General features: G+C 47.0%; 14 protein-coding genes and 1 pseudogene. 2 read left to right on the plus strand and 13 right to left on the minus strand.

The window, feature by feature from the left end; genetic code table 11:
* Positions 1 to 11 precede the first annotated feature (11 nt).
* The 11 genes from AB1611_03820 to AB1611_03870 form a co-directional block, all read right to left on the minus strand.
* Positions 12 to 854 (minus strand): polysaccharide deacetylase family protein, encoded by an 843-nt coding sequence (locus tag AB1611_03820; GenBank protein MEW6378722.1) that lies wholly within the window; start codon positions 852 to 854, stop codon positions 12 to 14.
* Between the two features lie 110 nt (positions 855 to 964).
* Positions 965 to 2,272 carry a glycosyltransferase family 4 protein gene (locus tag AB1611_03825; protein ID MEW6378723.1) on the minus strand — a complete coding sequence of 436 codons (1,308 nt, stop codon included), beginning with the start codon at positions 2,270 to 2,272 and terminating at the stop codon, positions 965 to 967.
* Positions 2,265 to 3,371 (minus strand): acyltransferase, encoded by a 1,107-nt coding sequence (locus tag AB1611_03830; protein MEW6378724.1) that lies wholly within the window; start codon positions 3,369 to 3,371, stop codon positions 2,265 to 2,267. Before AB1611_03830 ends, AB1611_03825 begins: the two co-directional genes overlap by 8 nt.
* Before the next feature lie 24 nt (positions 3,372 to 3,395).
* Complete coding sequence (gene asnB / locus AB1611_03835) at positions 3,396 to 5,339, minus strand: asparagine synthase (glutamine-hydrolyzing) (protein ID MEW6378725.1); 1,944 nt, start codon at positions 5,337 to 5,339, stop codon at positions 3,396 to 3,398.
* Between the two features lie 7 nt (positions 5,340 to 5,346).
* The gene (locus AB1611_03840; GenBank protein MEW6378726.1) at positions 5,347 to 6,669 is read right to left on the minus strand and encodes a TIGR03087 family PEP-CTERM/XrtA system glycosyltransferase; all 1,323 of its coding nucleotides are present in this window, start codon (positions 6,667 to 6,669) and stop codon (positions 5,347 to 5,349) included.
* A gap of 23 nt (positions 6,670 to 6,692) precedes the next feature.
* A complete protein-coding gene (locus tag AB1611_03845) occupies positions 6,693 to 7,841 on the minus strand; it encodes a FemAB family XrtA/PEP-CTERM system-associated protein (GenBank protein ID MEW6378727.1) in 1,149 nt (382 codons plus the stop codon).
* Positions 7,741 to 9,609 carry an XrtA system polysaccharide deacetylase gene (locus tag AB1611_03850; protein MEW6378728.1) on the minus strand — a complete coding sequence of 623 codons (1,869 nt, stop codon included), beginning with the start codon at positions 9,607 to 9,609 and terminating at the stop codon, positions 7,741 to 7,743. The genes AB1611_03845 and AB1611_03850 overlap by 101 nt, the downstream gene beginning before the upstream one ends.
* Before the next feature lie 57 nt (positions 9,610 to 9,666).
* The gene (locus tag AB1611_03855) at positions 9,667 to 10,323 is read right to left on the minus strand and encodes an exosortase C-terminal domain/associated protein EpsI (protein MEW6378729.1); all 657 of its coding nucleotides are present in this window, start codon (positions 10,321 to 10,323) and stop codon (positions 9,667 to 9,669) included.
* Between the two features lie 212 nt (positions 10,324 to 10,535).
* Complete coding sequence (locus tag AB1611_03860; protein MEW6378730.1) at positions 10,536 to 12,146, minus strand: XrtA system polysaccharide chain length determinant; 1,611 nt, start codon at positions 12,144 to 12,146, stop codon at positions 10,536 to 10,538.
* Positions 12,147 to 12,182: 36 nt separating this feature from the next.
* The gene (locus tag AB1611_03865; protein ID MEW6378731.1) at positions 12,183 to 13,640 is read right to left on the minus strand and encodes a hypothetical protein; all 1,458 of its coding nucleotides are present in this window, start codon (positions 13,638 to 13,640) and stop codon (positions 12,183 to 12,185) included.
* A 35-nt stretch (positions 13,641 to 13,675) separates the two neighbouring features.
* Positions 13,676 to 14,578 (minus strand): polysaccharide biosynthesis/export family protein, encoded by a 903-nt coding sequence (locus tag AB1611_03870; protein ID MEW6378732.1) that lies wholly within the window; start codon positions 14,576 to 14,578, stop codon positions 13,676 to 13,678.
* A 336-nt stretch (positions 14,579 to 14,914) separates the two neighbouring features.
* Between AB1611_03870 and AB1611_03875 the strand changes: the two genes are divergently transcribed.
* Positions 14,915 to 15,751 carry a 4Fe-4S dicluster domain-containing protein gene (locus AB1611_03875; protein ID MEW6378733.1) on the plus strand — a complete coding sequence of 279 codons (837 nt, stop codon included), beginning with the start codon at positions 14,915 to 14,917 and terminating at the stop codon, positions 15,749 to 15,751.
* Between the two features lie 72 nt (positions 15,752 to 15,823).
* Positions 15,824 to 16,389: pseudogene (locus AB1611_03880) on the plus strand (NAD(P)H-dependent oxidoreductase).
* Positions 16,390 to 16,525: 136 nt separating this feature from the next.
* On the opposite strand, the gene AB1611_03885 reads toward AB1611_03880, so the two are convergent.
* Both AB1611_03885 and AB1611_03890 read right to left on the minus strand, forming a co-directional pair.
* A complete protein-coding gene (locus tag AB1611_03885) occupies positions 16,526 to 16,693 on the minus strand; it encodes a hypothetical protein (GenBank protein MEW6378734.1) in 168 nt (55 codons plus the stop codon).
* 3 nt (positions 16,694 to 16,696) lie between these two features.
* A complete protein-coding gene (locus AB1611_03890; protein ID MEW6378735.1) occupies positions 16,697 to 19,336 on the minus strand; it encodes a DUF362 domain-containing protein in 2,640 nt (879 codons plus the stop codon).
* Positions 19,337 to 19,775: the final 439 nt, after the last annotated feature.

Here is a 19,775-nt window from a genome sequence, read left to right on the forward strand (position 1 = left end):
TGGTTATCATCTTAAAGAATTTGAGATAATTCCCAGGGGTACCACCGCTTCAGTGCAAATGCTTCAGTATGGTGATTGTTTGAACCTATTATCGTTGTTACTGCACAGTTAAAATGAAGTTTCCGCAATATATTGAACATCTCAGGGCTGTACTGGGCTTCTTTGCCAAATGGATAAGCAAAACTGCTCACCTGTTTACCAACCTTTTCCTCGATCGTTTTTTTTGATTGCTGGATTTCCTCTTCAGCCACAGCAAGCGGTATCCTGGTCAATATCGGATGGTTGACGGTGTGGGCCCCAAAGGAAATCCCCTGTTCAGACATCTCCCGGATTTCATCCCAGCTTAACATGAGGTTATCAAGCTCCCTGAAATCATTAACTGCAAGTCTTATGCCCAATTCATCGAGCAGACGGAGCCGCTGCTCATCGGGACAATCTTTGAAATATCTCATGACCTTCTCGGATGCAGCAAACTTTTCCTCTCTGGTTCGCAGGGGAGCGGTAATGCGCTTATCAGCGGCAAGCTCCAGATATGTTTTGTCTGTTTTCATAAACATGAAGCGCAGCTTGATAAACCAGGGTGCGATCCCGCTTTCAACATAGCTCGTAGTTACAAAAATAGTAGCCGGAACCTGATATTTTTTCAGAATCGGGTAAGCTTTCTCAAAGTTATCTTTGAACCCGTCATCAAAAGTGATGGCTACACAACCGCGCAGGGATTCTCCTTTTTGGGATCTCTCCATGATTTCGTCAAGTGACATAACATGGTAATTCTTTACCAGGAAGGCAATTTGCCGTTCAAAATGACTGGTTGATGTTTCCGGATAAAAGCCGTTGGGCTTATCGGTTATCATATGATAAGGCAATACGAAAAATCTCTCTAAAAGAAGACTGAAACGGTAAATTTTAGCCTTAAATAACAACTGCTTGCATGCGCTTTTCACTGGGGACGGTACCATGGTGTCTATTCCTTTGAAACAGGGATGAGCTGATAGTTACCTGAAGGCTTTTGGGGAGCTTTCACCTTCCCCAGTTTTTGAAGCAGTTTTTCAGCGTTTCCCAGCCAGGTAAATTGATTCATCACTTTCTCCTTTGCCCTCCTGCCCATACGGTTTCTCATCTTTCCATCATCCAGCAATTCTCTGATTTTCATCCTCAATGATACCGTATCATTGGGTGGAAACAGGCTTCCGTCTTCACCGTCACGGATTATCTCCCGCAGAGGAGGATAATCCGCTGCAATCGGCGGGACTCCCAGAGCCATATATTCAAATATCTTCATTGGCGAACCATGCATATTCGAGCCCGCCATCAAGCCTATGTCAAAGAGCTCAATATATCGTGGAACATCCTGATAATCGACAAAGCCGGTTATCGTAACCCTGTTCTGGATATTCAAGACATTGATGAGTTTTTCAAGATCTTTCCGGACCGGTCCATCACCTACCAGTAAGACATGGATATCCATTTCCTCAAGAAGATCATGGACAGATTGAAGGAGAAAATCCAGGCCATGCCAATATACGAATGCTCCAACGCAGCCGATTACATATCGGGCTTGAATACCAAGATATTCTTTCCTCAGTTTTTTCGATGGAGGTATCTCAAACCGTTGAGGATCTATGGCATTGGGCAGGACTAAAATTTTTTCTTCGGGGATTTGCCGGTATTGATCGAGGATCAATTGCTTAAAGTGGTGAGTAATGGTTATCAAAAGGTTTGCTTTTTCAAATACTTTTCTCTCTATCGACCGTGCCATCTCCTTGAGGGCGCAGGGCCTCGATCTTTCAATGACAGTTGCATCGTTTACCTCAAGCACGAGGGGAATTCCATATCGTTGAGCCAGAAAAGTCGAAGCAAAGTTGTTGAGAGCGTATCTCTCATATAAAAAGTCATATTTATAAAGGCTTAACATCTTACGTAAACTTTTATAGGCATAAACGTTATAGCCAAGCTCCATAATTTCAAAGGCAACCTGAGGTGTGTTTTTACTCACCATGTGCCAGAACCTGTTTAACAATGAACCATGAGAACCATTATTTGCGCTTGCAGTCTCAGGTTTTACTGATACGGCAAAAGGGTCGATTCCGGGAGGACCGATAATGTCGACCTGATATCCGCAATTTTTGAATCCTCCTGCCATGCCCCGGATATGAACACCCTCTGCACCTTGTCCCTGGGTGCGGTGATGGAAAAGAATCCGGCTGCTCCATGCCCGTGGCTGAAACCGCTCGGCATACTGAGAATCAGCTTTCAGTAAAGCTTCAGGCAATTGCTTGTATCCCTTTTTGAAATAAAGAGGCCAACAGCATGGTCACCATCAGGAGAAATGCAAACTGAACTGATAGACTCAGTATGGAGCTGCCCGAAACAATCGGGTTATACTTGATTAACAAAGCTCCATGCAACAGAAACAACTCATAAGAAATATTGCCGATATAGGTGAGAAACTGGCTATAGTAATTCCAGGACCCGATGCATGCGAAGAGATAGATCAATCCCATGCAAAAAAGGATGCCGATGACTTCACTGGCAAATTCATACACGATGGAGGGTATGACAGTAATTACGGCAGGCAGGAAAAATGATTTAATCCCTATGCTCAAGACTATGCACAACAGGGATACGCCAAAGAGGATTGGTTTATTTTTGGTATTGGTAAACGATTCCCTGAAAAACGGATGATAATAGCCTAACGCGCAGCCGACCGGGAAAGCGAAGATCTGATTCCAGCCGAGATGAGTGACATAATAGTTCAGGGAGAACATTATCGCTGAACAGGTCAGGAGAAAGAGCATAACCTTCTTCCTGCCGGGTAGAGAAGCAGCAACAAAAAACAAAATGTACCATAAAATTAACACGGTAATATACCACCGTACGTAATCGATATGGCGTGTTGTGGTATTGATATTGATTCCCAGGAAGGTTAACAGGATATCTCCTGATGGATAGGATCTTCGCAGAATCAGATAGTCTAATACAATCAATAAAACCGTTGCAATCCAATAGGGTACCATTACCCTTTTCATTCTCTGGAGAAAATAATCTCTCAAGCCGGGCTTTTTGTTTTTGCTCGACATAGTCAGGCCATAGCCGGAAAGGAGAAAGAATAAGGCAACGGCATCACCACTGAGGATGATACTGCTTTTTGTCTTTGACACATGAAGCCACAGGTGTCCAATAATCACCAGCAAAATGGCCAGACCTTTGAGTTGACCTGTCTGTAACTTGTCAAGGAGTTGTGAATCAGCCTTTTTCAAGGTAAGAAAAGAGGCAATGAGCAGGATCGAAAAAATCACCGCATTGGTCAAATTGGCATTACCTGCGGATAACTTGGCGACTTCGTAATTGGTGAAAATGGACTGGAACATTTCTTCTCGCTTATTGTCGGGAGGTTATTTTTCTTGGATATCCTGGAGCCAGTTTCTTCCCCAAAACTCAAAAAACAGGATACTCCACAATTCTGCCGAATACTCTCCTGATCCGGCCTGATGCTCCTTCCACAGAGTGGCAACGGTTTTTGTATTCAGATACCTTTCACAAATGGAGCCTTTCTCGAAGACGGAGCTTTCAAACATGGTTTTTAAATCATTCTTCAGCCACCCGGAAATCGGCATCGAAAACCCCATTTTTCTCCGATACAAAATTTCCTCCGGGACCAGGGGTTCGATTGCTTTTTTGAATATGTACTTTGGCTTCTTCCCCTTGAGTTTCAGGCTGGAAGGTATGGTTGCCACCAGTTCCACAAATTCGTGGTCCAGCAGCGGGACTCTCACTTCGAGGGCATGGGCCATACTGGCCCGGTCTACCTTGGTGAGGATATCGTCAACCAGATAGGTTTTAAAATCAACATATTGTACTCTGGAAAGCGGATCGTCGGTATTGGCCCGTTCATAATATTCGTGAAACAGGCGGGATGGATGATAGCCATGCAGCTCTTTTTTCAGGTCGGGATTCAGAATGCTTTCCCTGAACTGGCCAAAGCAGGACATGGAGTTATAAAACCCTTCCACGGGATCAAGAGAGAGGTTTGTCAAAAGCGTTTTGGCCCGAAACATCTGGGGCAGCCAATCCGCCTTGGGATACAATCTGGCTAAGGTACCGATGATATTCTCTCGTACCGAAGCAGGGAAAAGGGACCGGGCGGTATTTTCCAGCCGGTCGAAATAGTAGCGCCGGTAACCGGCAAAATTTTCATCACCGCCGTCACCGGAAAGCGCCACCGTCACTTTTTGCCGTGCTGCCCAGGAGACGTAATAGGTGGGAATGGCAGAGGAATCAGCAAAGGGCTCATCAAAAAACCAGGTCAGTTTTTCCAGGGCCTCTACGGCATTTGGCGAGATCTGCATTTCATAATGATCCGTTTTATAGCGATTCACCATCAATCGGGCATAGGGGAGCTCATTGAACTTTTCTTCATGAAAGCCGATGGAAGTTGTCTGCACCGGCTTTGGCACGAGGAGGGACATCAGGGCCACGACTGCACTGGAATCCACCCCGCCACTTAAAAAGGCACCTAACGGCACCTCGCTGATAAGCCTGATGGAAACAGCCTCCTTCAGTTTGGCCAGAATCGCTTCACACCACTCACTCTCTGTCTGGTGGGTTGTTTCACCGAAATTCAGGTCCCAATACCTGTTGAGCGTAATTTCGCGGGATCGTACCGTGAGGGTGCATCCGGGGAGGAGCTTGGCGATTCCCTGAAAAATAGTTTTCGGGGCCGGGACATAGAGCAGGGAGAAGTAGTCATTGAGGGCTTCCAGGTTGAGGTCTCTGGATATTTCGGGATGTTGCAGAATGGCCTTTATTTCTGAGCCGAACAGGAATTTGGTCTGGTCTGCATAAAAATAGAGAGGCTTTATTCCAAGCCGGTCCCTGGCTAAAAAGAGCGTCTGAGCTTTTTCATCCCAGATGGCGAAAGCGAACATGCCCCGCAGCCTCTTGACGCACTCTTCTTTCCATTCTTCATAGGCATGAATAATGACTTCGGTATCGCAGTTGGTTTTGAACCGATGTCCTTTATTGCGCAGCTCGGTTTTCAAGTCGGGAAAATTATAGATCTCGCCATTAAAGGTAATCCAGACGGTTTCATCCTCATTGGTCATCGGCTGGTGACCTGAAGAAAGGTCGATGATACTGAGCCGGGTATGAACGAAGCCGACATTCCCTTTTCCGGGAGTGATCTTCCACCTGGGTGTTGGTGGATCGGCCTGGGTGCTGTTCAGAAAATATCCTGCATCATCAGGCCCACGGTGTTTCAGCACTTCAGCCATCGTCGTGAGCAAAGATTCGCCAACCGGCCGATCCTGGTAATAGAGTATCCCTGAGATTCCGCACATCGCTTTATCAATCAGCTCCTGACAATATGGTTGAATGGTGACTGTATTCTCTCCGGGCGGCCAAATCACGGTCATGGCCTTCCTGCAGGAGAGACTCCAGTTTTTCCATGCAGGCGGACCAGTTATACCAGGCTCTTACCTGCTGGCGCGCCCTGGCTCCCAATTTTGCCCTGAGATCTTCATCTTCCAACAGGGTTATTGTTGCACGCGAAATGCTGTCCTGATCGTTGCCTACCAGGAGATGTTCTCCCGGTACTGCATGAATGCCCTCGATGGTTTTGGAAGTGGTAACTATAGCCCTGCCCATGGCCATAGCCTCCAAAACCTTGTTCTGTACTCCCCGGCCCAGCCGCAGAGGGATGACACAAATATCAGCTCTCTGGTAGTAGGGCCTTACATCTTCGACAAAGCCGGTTACCCTGATAGTATCTCCATTATCGAGGGCTCTTACCTTCCGTCCGGGATTGCTGCCGACGATATAAAACCGTACTTCCGGTACGGCTTTCCTGATCATGGGGAAAATCTCCTTACTGAACCAGATCACTCCGTCCGCATTAGCATGATAGTCCATGGCCCCGGTAAACAGGAGAACAGGATAGCCGCTCTTTTTCCCGGGAGCTGAATACAGCGAAGAGTCCGGAGGGAGAGGATGCAGCTCGTCAGGATCGAAATAGTGATAATCGACGCCGTTGGCAATGACGGTCAACCGGCAGATATGAGGATTCCGGGTTTGAAAGATCTCAGCCTCTTTTTGGGAAATGACTACCGAGTGGTCAAAAAACTCCGCAGTTTTCCTCTCGTAGCGGGCCAATCTTCGGCCCTCCAGCCGATAGATGCGGGAGAGGGGAAAGGATGCAGTCTGTCCGTACTGGAGCCATTTATCAGAATCCACATCGCAAAAATCCATAACCAGGCGGGGAGCAGAGGGTGCACCGGAGCTGCGCCTGCCAAGGGCAGGCGAGCGGAAGATGTACTCAGCCATCGGCGAGGAAAAGCACAGAATGCAATCAAAAGCCACAGTTGCCAGCAAATGGTCAACTGCCGTTTGCAGGGTTTTGGCATAAAAGTAGGGTATGGAAAGAGATTCTCCGGAAAAAAGAGCGAATACGCTTTTCAATTTGGCAATCCGGGGATTGACAGGCACTATCTTCACCTGCTGACAATAAGCCAGAAGATCGTCTCCATAGTGAAGATCTTCCGGATTATCCGCCAGACAGCAGAGATAAATCTGGTGCTTCTTTGATAACCATTTGATCTCATTGAATGAGCGAATCTTATCCCCTTTGTTGGGAGGATAAGGGATTCTATGCGCAAGGTAAAGTATTTTCATTCGGCCTATACCGGGAATACTTTTTATACCAGATACTTCGACAGGGATGGTCCGATAGTCTGGGTAACCCAGGGGGGCAGCTTTTTCCAGAGCTTTATCTTTCTCTGGTACTTGGGATTTGCAGGGCTGAGATTGGGCATTTCCGTGAGCCTGTTCAGGAAGTACTGGTAATACAATGGCTTTGGCTCAAAACCCCAATGTCTTTTAAAATGGAATGATCCGGTATTTTCCTTGCTTCTTCCGAAATCGAAAAAGCGATAGCCGTTTTCACAGCCATATTTCATTAATTGCCAGTACATAAAGTCATTGGGTGCCAGATCCCGGTATTCAACCAGGGAGCCCGCATAATACGGGAGAACCTGGTCTTTATAGAAGAACGTGAGAACTCCGGCAATCGGCAGCTTGTCCTGGTTCTGGATGATGAGCAGAAGGCAGTTTTCCTTGAATTCATCGCAGATGTTCTCGAAAAACCTGAAGGTAAAAAGTGGTGTTCCCAGATTATGGAAGCTCCTCGCCAATACACTGTAAAATGACTTCAGGTTATGGTTTCCAAACTCGAAAGAAAGGTTAAATTTTTCACCCTGCCGGATCATGCGCCGGGCTTTTCTTGGAATGGCCTCCATGTTTTGGTCAAGGTCCGGGAATATCTCCCGTTTGAAGTTATAATAGAGGCTCTTGAGTGCAAGCCCATTGAGCAGTTTATCTTTATACCGGAGCTCAAGATAGTCGAGTCCCTGGCTTTTGGTAATTTCCACAGCCCGTTGCAGTAATAAATTTTCTATCTCGGTGTTATTGGCAAGTGCACCCCCGACTTCTGCAAAAGGGCTGGAGATTATAAACTTTCCAAAAAGAAAGCTTTTGATGAAGAAGAGAGGAAGTACGCCTGCAAGGGTGGTTTGAGATGATCTCTGATCATCAGGGGTAATGGCTTCCGGCGGGTCGAAGGTCTGCTCGGCGAGCAGGTAACAGGGACTGTGCCCGAAGGTCTTTTCGACAATATTTTTCCAGCCGATGAGGTGAAAAAAACTCCCATCCGGATGTGCTTTGACGTAATTATCCCACGCTGGTTGATCATTTGGCCGTAACTGCCTGATTGTTATGGTCGCTTTTCTGGAATCGGTTTTCTGAAGGTCGATCATCTGCTGACTTGAGTGAGGTGTAAGAGTGGCCATTGGTGTTCACTTTCTCCTGTAATCCGTGCTCCTTACCGTCGATATCCATAAGATACTGGAAGCAGGTCGTGAAGTGGCATTGTTCGAAATTCTGTACGAACTGGAACAAGTTAGAGAGAGTTTTATTCAGGTTTGTGTAGTGTCTGAATTTCCCGTAGAGTGAGGCTTCTTTTACCACAGGCTGCTCCGGGTCAATTTCCCACGGATGCAAATAGAAGAGATAAGCATGGTCATTTTTGAGTATGTATCGAACACCCATTATAAATGCTGGAAAGGGTATCAGGCGGAAATATCCACCTCCTCCCCAGGGAAGAACGCAATCCGAGAAGGTAATATTACTGATAGGAAGCTCGTATAAATTTTCCGAAACCTTGTGAGCGATACCTTTTTTCCAATTTCCGGCTAAAGCCAACCGCCCGTATCGAGCATTGACGCCGAATGAATTAAAACTTGAATCGTAAAGGTACCCGCACTCTTCAACCATTTTCAGAATTTCATCACTGATAGAGAAGCTCGGAGCGCGGTAGCCAAGAACAGGAAAGCCAATGATATCTTCCAGGAGCATTTTACTCCTGGCAAGATCATCTTCCATATTTTGGCTTGATTGCCGGGAACAGAGCATATGGTTATATCCATGAGATGCGACTTCATGTCCGCGGGAATGGATCTCCCGGACAAGGCCGGGGATTCGCTCGGCGAGCCACCCAAGTACAAAGAATGTGGCTTTTACTTTGGCCTCGTCAAAAAAATCCAATAAGCGATAGGTATTTTTCTCTACTCGCAGATCTTTATTCGGCCAGTCAGCAAAGGGGATAACCGGCTTAAAGTTTTCCACCTGGAACCAGTCTTCAACATCAATGGTCAATAAGAGAGAAGGTCTTTCAGGGGGTGAATTGGAGAAACCGATTTCATCTTTTCTCTCCGGGCAGTGGTTATATATGAGCGGTTCCTGATGGACTACTGTTTTCCCACCTGTTCCGAGCCGGCCAAGAACATTATGGAAGCCAAGGAGCAGGAGTAATCCGAGAAGGAAGACCACCATTCCTGAAAACTCATGGAGGAAACCCTGGGCAACTGCGGCACCAAAGCGGCTGGCAAACCCGGCTGTCATACTGAGCCGAAACACATTAGCCATGATGGCAATGGGTATGGCTGAGAGAAACAATAGCCATTTCTTTATCCAGGAATGACTGGAAAAATACGCGAATGCCGAGCTCAGGGCCAGGAGTGAGACCAGTGAGCGAAGGCCGGAGCAGGCATCCACGACCTCCAGGGTCGTATTGGCCAGGTACAGAACATTTCCCTCCCGCACAATGGAAATCCCGATGGTTTTGATGAGGTTTTCAGCCATAGCCGAGGAGAATATCTGCAGGGGAAAGGCAATCGCATTCCAGATGATGGCCGGGATCGGGACCATGAACAGGAGATAACCCAGGGGAAAAGCGATCTTGCGGGTAATTCCTTTTCCCAGGAGAAAGAACGAAAGGCCAAAGAGAGATATGATGACAGCCAGTCTCATGGTAAACAGCTCGGCACCGAGGTTGCTCACAATATGCACTGCCATCCCAAGAACGAGGAGCACTATTCCCCAGTTGCCTGATTCCACAGAATACGAAGACAGCTCTTTTCTCTTATGCCATATCATCGAGACCGCAAGAAGAGGAATGAAAAAACCATGTGAATAGTTAGGGTCTTCCATCCAATCCCTGCCGAGCTCAATAAGAGTAGTGCTAAAGAGCATAAAGAATGAAGACAGTAAAATAGTCATATAAAGGTAAGTTGAGGAGAGGAGTTTTTTCATTGGATAATCCGGACCCCTTATATCTCAGGAGGGTATATATGCCTGGAGCACAGGGATAAGTTGTTGAGTAAACTCTTTCAAATAGTTGACAGTTTCTTCTTCACTGACTGCAACCGGGGCCAGGAGCCTGACCATGGCTTCATCCGTTCTGTGCCGGGTAATGGAGTCGGTAACCAGGTAAATTTTCTGCATATATTCGGAGGTCATAAATCTTCCCCGGCCCTGGTACCAGTAAAACATGACCTGCCGATCATTTCCCCGCTCTAGGAGAACATTGTTGACGGTGATATTTTGCCCCTGAAGATCAGGAGAGATAATCGTCGTTTTTCCGGTTCTGGCAAAATTCCAGCCGGCCCCGGGCATACAATTTTTGGGAGAATGAATGATATCGCCTTTCCGCTGGCGTTGATAAAAGCCGATGTAAAGCTCAACCGGGGAGCCGTCAGGGGTACGATAATTGCACAGGATCGAATCATCGACACCGAGCTTTTGGTAGATTTTCTGGTCAAAATGCTCTTCCTTGCCGGTCCACTCGCCTATTTGCCTGGGAAAGGTTGAAAAGGGCTTGCGAGAAGGAATATTTTCATCCCGACTCAGGTATTTGAGGCAGCCCATCGTTACCAGCATAATGGCAGCAGCTATAACAATCCGAAAAGGAGATATTTGCTTGACAGGAGACATGTATTTTTTTGTTTAATTACTTGCCGGAAATGTGATACTATTATACTATATTGGTGCCTAACGGTCGGATTTCAATGGCATAGCTTCGCCCCGTGAAGTCAAGGCTCTTTTCCATTCCGGTCGATAATCAGAAAACAAGACCCTGACTCGCAGAATAACGAAAATGATGTTGTCTGTCCTCTCCTTGAGGAGAGTATGAGAGGGTTACCGTATCACTTCAGGAAAAATAAGGTAAAGGTAGAGGTAACCGCCAATTCTCTTACTATTATCAGCAATACCGAAATAACAAACATTCCGGCTGTTGATAAAAACAGTATATCCCCTTTTCTTTTTCTTTTTTTATCTTCCTCTGATATTATGAGAGGGATACCAGCCAGTACAGGGTAATCGAAATATGCCCTGGCTTCATCCAGGTTCTTTGGAGAACTATCAAAATGTTGGAGCAGATAAATTGTGGCGAGAGCACTCAGGAGACCAAGGGCCATGCTGATTACTATAAGTTGAGGTCTTTTCGGCTTGCTTGGAATCAACGGTAATTGAGCCAGGTCTATGATCTGGAAATTACTGCCTTTTTCCCGTAATTCAAGCTCCCGTGATATCCTTGCCTCTTCCAGTTTATTCAGGAGGGTCTTATAAATTCCAGCATTGACATCATAACCTCTTTGTAATTGAATCAACTCTTCTTCAAGTTTGGGTATATTTTGAACCCTCTGTTCGTATTCTTCTGTTTTTTCCTTATATTCCTGCACGCGTGCTGCCAATACATCGATCTTGATCTCGATATTACCCAAATCCTGTCTCATTTGTTGATACATGGGATTCAACGCTTCAGTTGTTGAGTCTGCTCTCTTGTGTTCCTCAGATGCTTTCTTTTCTCCCCTGCTTTTGTTTTTATTTTTATTCTTGGCCTCTTCAGCAATCTTTTGCTCGATTTTTTCTATCTGCGCTTTGGTGCTGATTACTTCCGGATACTTTTCAGTATATTTATTCAATAAATAACTGAGCTGAAGCTTTAATTGAGCCAATTGATTTTCTAAAGGCTGAGTGTCACTGCTGCTGGAGCTGAAAAACAGGATAAGAGGCTGTTCCGCAGCAAGCTGATGTTCCAGGAGGGATTTCTGAAGCCGTGCTTCCTGGAGCTCTCTTTCCGTTTCGGTGAGTAAATTCCTGTACTCTTCCAGTTTTTTGAGGTTATCGCCTTCCTCGCCCGGTAATTGTCCTAAATTTTGTTCTTTAAATACCCGGATCGCAGTTTCTGATTCCTCAAGTTTTTTCTTGTAAGTGCTGAGTTGTGCTTCAATAAAGGAGAAGGCATCTTGAGCATGACCTCTGGTTGCACCTAAATTCTCTTCAATGAAAAGATTACAGATAGTATTAACGACATTCTGGACTACTTTTGGATTATCGCCTCCGTATGATATTCGATAGAGATTTTTACCGGTGATTTCTATGCTGGTAGATTCTCTCATCCTTTCAATCAGCATTTCAAGCTCAAGAGGTGTCTTGATCTTCAGGTCCAGATCAAGCTTTTTGATAACCTGAGTCAGTCTGCTTCTGCTCAAAATAAGTTGCCTGATGGTGGTTAATCTTTCAGCGGGAGTCTGCGTTACAGCCAGGCCTTGAATGAGAGGATTAATGATTTTGTCTTTCTCGACGAGTATAGTTGCAGAAGCTGTATACACTTTTGGGGCCATATAACTATAGACAATGCCTATTATGGTAATGAGTGCAAAGATAGCTAAGAATAGATATCTCCTGCGGGTTACCATATCGAGAAATGAAACTATCGTATATCTACTTTCTACTTTCTTTGTATTTGGCATTGACCTCAAGATGTTCTCTCCTCACACAAAGCGATGCTAAAATACGAATTTTAAGCCAAGACTGGATTTATGATTACTGTACTCATCAGTCGGAATATCCTTCTGCGGCAGCAGATCATATGCGGACTTTTTTTCCAGGTATTGGTAGCCAAGCTCAAAAAAGGCATTCGTGCTCATCTTGTACGATAACCTGCATTTTCCATCATAAAGCTTCTGCCGACGATTTTCCGGCTCATAGTTGGATTCAGTATAATTACCGTTCAGATATACGATTAGCGGTTTCAGTATCTCCCATCTCAAGGCCGCTCCTCCCCCGGAGGATGTATCTTGCCTGGTATCTAAATGATAGGTATAGTTAGACTTTGTCCAGGCACCATTGAGGGAAAGTAAGATAGATCTGGATATTTTCCAGTCCAGATTGGCGGTTCCATGGTAGGATTTGTCTGACCGCTCTTCCGAGTAAGAGTTGTCTGACGTCTCTTCCGGGCCATAATCCAGGAAATTGTAAGTTGCACCATATCGAATAATAACTTTTTGATTAAAAAGATCATGCTGGATATTGCCCGAAACCTTGTGAGAGATATAAAAATCGTTGTTTATCTCGTGGGTTGGCAAATAGGAAGAAGACCTGGTATATCCGGCAGTGATGAGGGTCCTTTTTATCAGGGAAATGTCTATTTGTGAGTCAATAACTTCATAGTCATCTTTTTTGTCCATCTCATCTTTTTTCCAAACATGCCCTATTCTTCCCCTCACCCTCACTTTTGATTTCACAAGGTCAAGAGCCAGGCCACCGCTGGCTCCCTGTTCCGAATAAGAAAGCGTGTCCTCAGAAAAATCCGTATGGGAATACCAGTATCCCCCGATGATCGAAACGTTTTTGCTCAGCCTGCATTGAAGATCAGCATTTTCCTCTTGATATTCACTGTTCTCAAGGTCTTCTTCTTCGTCTTCACGCTCATTCCTGTATTTTCTTTCTGAGTAGGTATGAGCCAGAAGGATATTCCATCGTTTCCCGATTTCCTTTTCCAGATAGGGAGTAACTGAAAAGCAGTTAAGCCTGGCAGTATTGTCCGCCAATAATTCTTCCCTTTCGTCTACCTTGATAAAATCGTAGGTATCATTGCCTTTCATACCTATTTTCAATTTTGATCCCGGAGTTATCCCTGTATCCCAGGAACCGGTGTGATGATATTGATTTTCCTGGTGATAGGTATCATGGTATGTTAAATTCGCGCCATAACGAAGGTTGAGGTAAAAATTGCTTTCTGCCTTGTCAAAAGATACGGATGGAACAATATGGGTAAGACGATCACTTTGTTTATCCCGGTCAGTCAGGTAAACGTTATCATCATAGATTTCTTCTACCAGGACATTGGTCAGCAATTCAGCTCCCCTGATCCTCGCAGCCTCTCCCGGCTGGACCGTCAGGAAAGAAGACAATACAACAAAGAAATAAAGCAGAAGATGTAATCCTGTATTTTTCTTCATCATTATTCTCTCTTACGACAGCTTTCATTTCAAGAGGGTTATAAGATACCTGCCGGCACATGGACTGTATCGCCCGGCTCCAATTTTATGTTTTTTTCCAACTTCCCTTTTTTCATGATATCTTTCAATTTCACCTTGATAACGGCTGCCTTGCCCTCTTTACTATTCCCCTGGAGTGTTTTCCTGACGATTCTCGTATCATTTAAATCTGCATCCTCGGTAGGACCGCCAGTCATTAACACTGCATCAAGAACCGTAATGCCATTTTTATAAGTTATCGTTCCAGGGGCTTTTACTTCACCGATTATCGTGATTCGCTTGGGAAAATTGTCCGGTATATAGATCACATCATCCGGGAGAAGGTCAACATTCTGGTTTATGTCACCTTCTTCAACCAGCTTTTCAAAATCTACCGGCAACCGCTTGTTGTTCCGCAAGATGTAAGCCTTCTTAAGGTCAGCGTTTTGGGCTAAAGTCAAACCACCACTCATTGCCAGGAATTGCAATAAATTCGTCTTTCTTTTTAAGACAATCACGCCGGGAGAGCTTGCAGCACCTATCACATAGATCTTATAACTGTTGATACCTTTCACAACGACCGATACTTCAGGATTACTGATGAATGAAGCAAGTTTTTCGGTAATTATTTTCCGCAAATCCTCGGTAGTTAAACCGATTATTCTGAGATCGTTCACCAAAGGGAAAGATATTTTCCCGTCTGGCCTGACTATAACCTCCTGGTTGAGATGTTCGTTCCCCCAAACAGAAATCTGGAGGACATCTTCGGCTCCAATTTTGTAATCATCGTCATGGTCATTAGAGTCTATCCGAAAAGTGGGGACGGCTCCAATGCTGATGCTGCCGCAACCACTCACTCCCTCTCCCCTGGGGGGAGAGGGTTGGGGTGAGGGGGACTTTTCGGATAGGCCCTTAGTCGCCACAGCATGGAGATGACTAAAATATCCTGAAAACAATAATAAGGTGGAGAACAGTAAGGCTATGACATATTTTGACTTGCCTGGCATCGATTTCCTTCCTTATCTATCTTTCTATCACGCTATGAGGAATAGACTCTGCGATTCGCTGATATTTTTCTCTTCGACATAAGTGAAAGCTTCCTTCGGAGAAGCAGGAAGGGGACCCCTGTCACCCGATGCGATCCGATGGCAGAGGGTAGCGAATTGCGTGATCTGGCCAGAATGATCCTTGCATAGTATAATGAGAGGGGGAGAGACGCTAACCGGAAGAAAAGTCAAATTTACCAAGAGGGATAACCTATGAAATGGACAAGTCAGGCCGAAGAGGCTGTATCAAAGATACCCTTCTTTATTCGAAAACGGGTGAGAAAGCGAGTCGAAGAGGAGGCGCTTCGCTCCGGGGCCCAGGAGGTCAACCTCTGTCATGTTCAGACATGCCAGAAAAGGTTTATTGATAGCATGGAGCAGGAAGTCAGGGGATATCGAATTGAGACATGTTTTGGTTCAGCAGGATGCCCTAACCAGGCAGTACCAGGCTCAGGTTTAGTCCAAAGCCTGGAAGCCTGCCTTTCCGCCAGAAATCTGAGGGATTTTCTGAAAAACCACGTTACAGGGCCGTTAAAGATGCACCATGACTTTGTAGTTTCGGTCTCCGATTGCCCGAATGCCTGCTCACGCCCTCAAATCGTAGATATCGGGCTCATCGGTGCCAGCAGGGTAAAAATTTCTGACAAGCCGTGCAGTCAGTGCGGCGCTTGCGGTAATGTCTGTAAGGAACAGGCTGTCTCGCTTTCACCGGGCATGGATGCCCCGCTCATTGATCCAAACCGCTGCCTTTCCTGCGGCCAGTGTCTCAAAGTCTGCCCTGCGGGAACCCTCCAGCAGGCAGACACCGGCTATCGCATCCTGATAGGAGGAAAGCTTGGCCGACATCCTCGACTGGGAACAGAGCTCCCCGGCATTTACTCAAGGGAAGAAGTGCTGAAAATCGTGAACCAGTGCCTTGATTTTTACCTGCTGCATAATAAGGAAGGAGAACGCCTTGGCGAGACAATCAAGAGGGCAGAAGATATGGATTTTTTCCCCAGGCTGATCGGAGAGAAACAACCAGCAGTATTGGCCAGCGGATTCAGGTAAAGGAAAGGAACAAAGATGTTTCTGAGCATAATACCCTTTATAATCGCCTCTCTTCTGTCAGGGGCGCACTTTATGAGAGCCGGAAGTTTCAACCATGCTCTTGCTGGAGCAGCGATGCAGGCGCTGCACAGCAATGGGCATGAGGTCGTCTTTCACGATCTCTACCAGGAGCGATTTGATCCTGTTCTCCCGGCTGAAGAGATTCCCCGGGGGGCTGCGCTCGACCCGGTCGTCAAAGCGCATTGCGATGAAATCACTGCGGCTGACGGGATTATTATCATCCATCCCAACTGGTGGGGACAGCCACCGGCGATTCTCAAAGGCTGGGCTGACCGGATATTTCGCCCGCAAAGGTGGCCTGTGAATTCCCTGAGGGCGGTGGCGGCGAGGGAATTGCGGTTGGTCTGTTGAAAGCGGAAACAGCGATTATCTTCAACACCTCGAATACGCCGGAGGAGAAGGAACGCGAAGTGTTCACCGATCCCCTTGAAGCTCTTTGGAAAAACTGTATCTTTGGCCTGTGCGGAGTTAAGAATGTTCATCGGCGAATGTTCGGAGTCGTGGTCACAAGCTCAATCGAGCAGCGGAAGAGCTGGCTGAAGGAGGCTCAGGAGCTTGTCAGAGGCTGTTTCCCCTGATTTTTCCATTTGCGGATTTACGCGCTGTATACTTATCCTGCTGCCTATTATGGTGAATATCCACCAGCCGGAAAGCCCCCGCCACAGGGGGGCTTTCCGGCTGGCGGCTGCGCCTTTTTCCTCTGAGGAAAAGCCCTTATGTTTCCCTTTCAGGATTTTCCTTCAAATGTTTACCGATGATCTTGCTCAGTTTCCTTGCCGTTTCCGCCGCTTCTCTGATATCGATTGCGGGACCAAACCCCGGAAGCCTTTTCCGGGAAATCTCTTTCAGTTCTTTAAGCTTTTCGTTACTGATATCTATCATGGTTCACCATACCTCCCCGTTCTGAAACCTGGCTGTAAAGACCTTTGCGGAAAAGTCCGGATCATACTTTGGATTTTGCTCTCCATTGGGAAGAAATTCTCTACTGCTTATTTCCCTGATATCGGGTATCCCTTCAGGGTTATAGGCAGCAGGTGAAAAGTAGGGTACGGAATCCGGCACAAAGAGGATAAATTCTCTGCCGGTTGCCTCCGAAAAGGCTTTGGCATTTGCGTAAAGGTGATCGTGTATTATGGACATTTCAAAGCCGTAGCGTGCAAACTGCAGGCTGGGCCATTTGGGGATTCCCCTCCTGCCGGTCCCGTAGGTGATCTGGAAAAAGGGATCCATACCTTCCGGCCCTGTTGCCAGCGCCAAGGCAACAGCCACAGCCAGTGAGTCCAGAAAAACTTTCAGGCTCTCGACATGGCGGGCTTCCAGCCCGGTGGTATCGATATTCCAGGCTTTATTGGCATATTTCAGCATTCTTGAATAGATGAAGAAATCACTGTGGTGTATCTCACCCTTTCCTGCCAGATGAGAGCCAATGCCGGCTACAGAAAGAAAGCAATCCCATCCGCCCTCTCTCCCCAGTTCGAGGTCATCGATAACGCCATCTCCATTCTCATCCAGGGACATGAACTCATCGGAGTACCCGGGGTTATAGCCATAGGCTGCCTGAGTCAGGGCATCGGTTGCCCGCGCATATGCCAGCACCGTAGTCTGCAGATCCCAGAGGGTATTCAACTGGCTGAAATAGAATTCCCGAGTCATGATATCTTCGAATTTTCCCTGCTCAATCCTGCCAAGGTGGCCGTCTTTCGATGCCAGACGCGATGGTTTTGAGGCTGCCGTATCCGCTCCCTTCACATAATAGCACAGCTTCCCAAGCCCCCTGCCTGCACTGTAGCCGAAGAGCGTGGATCTGGACAGACGCGAATCAACCCCAAGACGGGTAACGATTGACTTGCGGGCCTTGTTATACCAGGGCACCGGTACACTTCGGAGAAACCGAGTGGGAGCAAGAGAACTTCTCGGCACATTTTTGAACATATACCGGCTGCAGAGCAGATCAAGGGCCACAGGGTCTTTCGAGGCAAAGATAAGGCCCTCGTCCTGGGCCACACCCGTGCCGCCGCCGGAATGGTCGATGTTTATCGCCTGGATAGAATCAACGATGTGCAGTATGCAAGGTACCTGGCTTTTCAAGGCCAGATTGATGTCTACCATCGTGCCGTCAAGCCCGGAATTCGGGGCCCTGGTTATCCGAAGCGGCATTCCCTCTTCATTTGCCTCTTCCACGTACCATCTGGCATGATAGACTCCTCCTTTCTTTTCCCCTCCCGGAACACCTCCTTTTATGCCTGACGGGTAAGCATGCGGATAGGCATATGCCCAGTCATGAGTGCCTGGATCATGATCATGCCCTGCGCACATCGGCCATCCTCCTATTCCGAGGTTCTTGATTGCATTGGTAATGACCGTCAGGGCGTGGACTTTTAAAACCGGACAGTTGATCAAAACACTTCCCGGATAGTTATCCGGGTCGTTCGGATCTCCGATGAGCGCCTTGTGGATAATAATTCCTTCCTTATAGTTGTCGCCGCCATCGGGAACAGGCACTGACCGGCCGCGGTCAAAGCGCTCGGCATTATTCAAATCATACACCATGAGCTTGCCTTTGCGGGTGGCCTCGCCAGGGGTGAGGTGATTTCCCGTAATGCCGTCCAGATAGCCGTTCATCGGGTTATCATGAGAATCGAGAGGCGTTGTCGTTTCTGCCAGATATTTTCTGATGAAATAGAAAGGCCATCCTGCCCAGTACGTGGTGCCGTCCGGAAGCGGAAATCCGCACCCTTCCATCAGCGCTTCCGGCGGACAGTTAACCAGTGCAGAGTGAGAAGGGATCATGGCTCCAGCTTCACCGAGGGCCATCTGATAATAGGCAATGCCCAGTTTTTCGTGGAAAAACCGCATGAGTGCAGCAATAAATGTCCAATTGGTCGCAGCGACAAGGCCTGTTGTCAAACCCGGCGAACCATCACCGCTCAGGCTGAGAGCTTCGGGATTAACCAGATTCGGCTTAAAAAACAGTTTCTTCCCTGAATTGATTTCACCCTTGATTCTATCTTCAAGGTCTTCCTCGCGTAAGACGGGCCAGAGTGCATGGCCCAGGTTATCATAGGTGTAATCAATCCGCTGTTTGATCTGCCTCCAGGCTGTATCATCCTTTTCCTGAATATGCTTTTCAAGCAGGGCAGGTATATCGCCATAGGCGCTGGCCGGGTTGAGCCTTACAGCGCCGATCAGGGAACCCCCGTCACCGGGGCCGTCGATATCGGATCCCTGTCCATACACAATTCCCTTCAGTCCGAATGTGTTGAGACAGAGACCGATAGTCCCGACTCCCGCGGCTTTCAAGAATTGACGCCTGCTGAATCCGCCCTTTCGACATACTGGTGACGACTCGATCTGCACTGCCGGCCTGGTGTATTTTCCCGCCTGTCTGCCCCAACCAGATGTCCTCCGGCAACCCTTCGATTTCGTGCCCGGTTGAGCAGGCAGACGTGATTCGTCCGGGTGCGGACAAACCGGTATTTCTTCGCTCATCGCTTTCTGTGGATCTTTTTCAGGACCTTTGGCCACTTCTTCTACCTCCTTGCGTTTGTTGGAGAAATTCTGGCAGATAACCATCCATATGGTGAGTAGCGGGATTGTAACAAAATTTTACCTCATTGTGTAGCAGATCTTACAAAAAATTAGCAGAGTTTTTGCAGAAAACTCTGTCCAACACTTATGTTTCGGCCCCCGGCTCCTGAATTCTGTCTTCTGTCTTTTCTTTACTGGCCACTGGCCACTGGCCACTGGCCACTGACCACTGACCACTGATCACCGGCCATTAAACTTATGCGCAAATGGATGATTTTGGAAATATACAAGAGGAACTCCTCGTTAAAGCACTTTTACGGCCATGAACCGTGTTTGATGTTTTGAAAGTAAGCTTATAAAATATCAACAAATCAAACAGGTATCTCTCTACCGGACACTTTTGAGGTAACAACCGCGAATGAACGCGAATGAACGC

The organism is bacterium (genome assembly GCA_040755755.1).
In the GTDB taxonomy this organism is placed as follows: domain Bacteria; phylum SZUA-182; class SZUA-182; order DTGQ01; family DTGQ01; genus DTGQ01.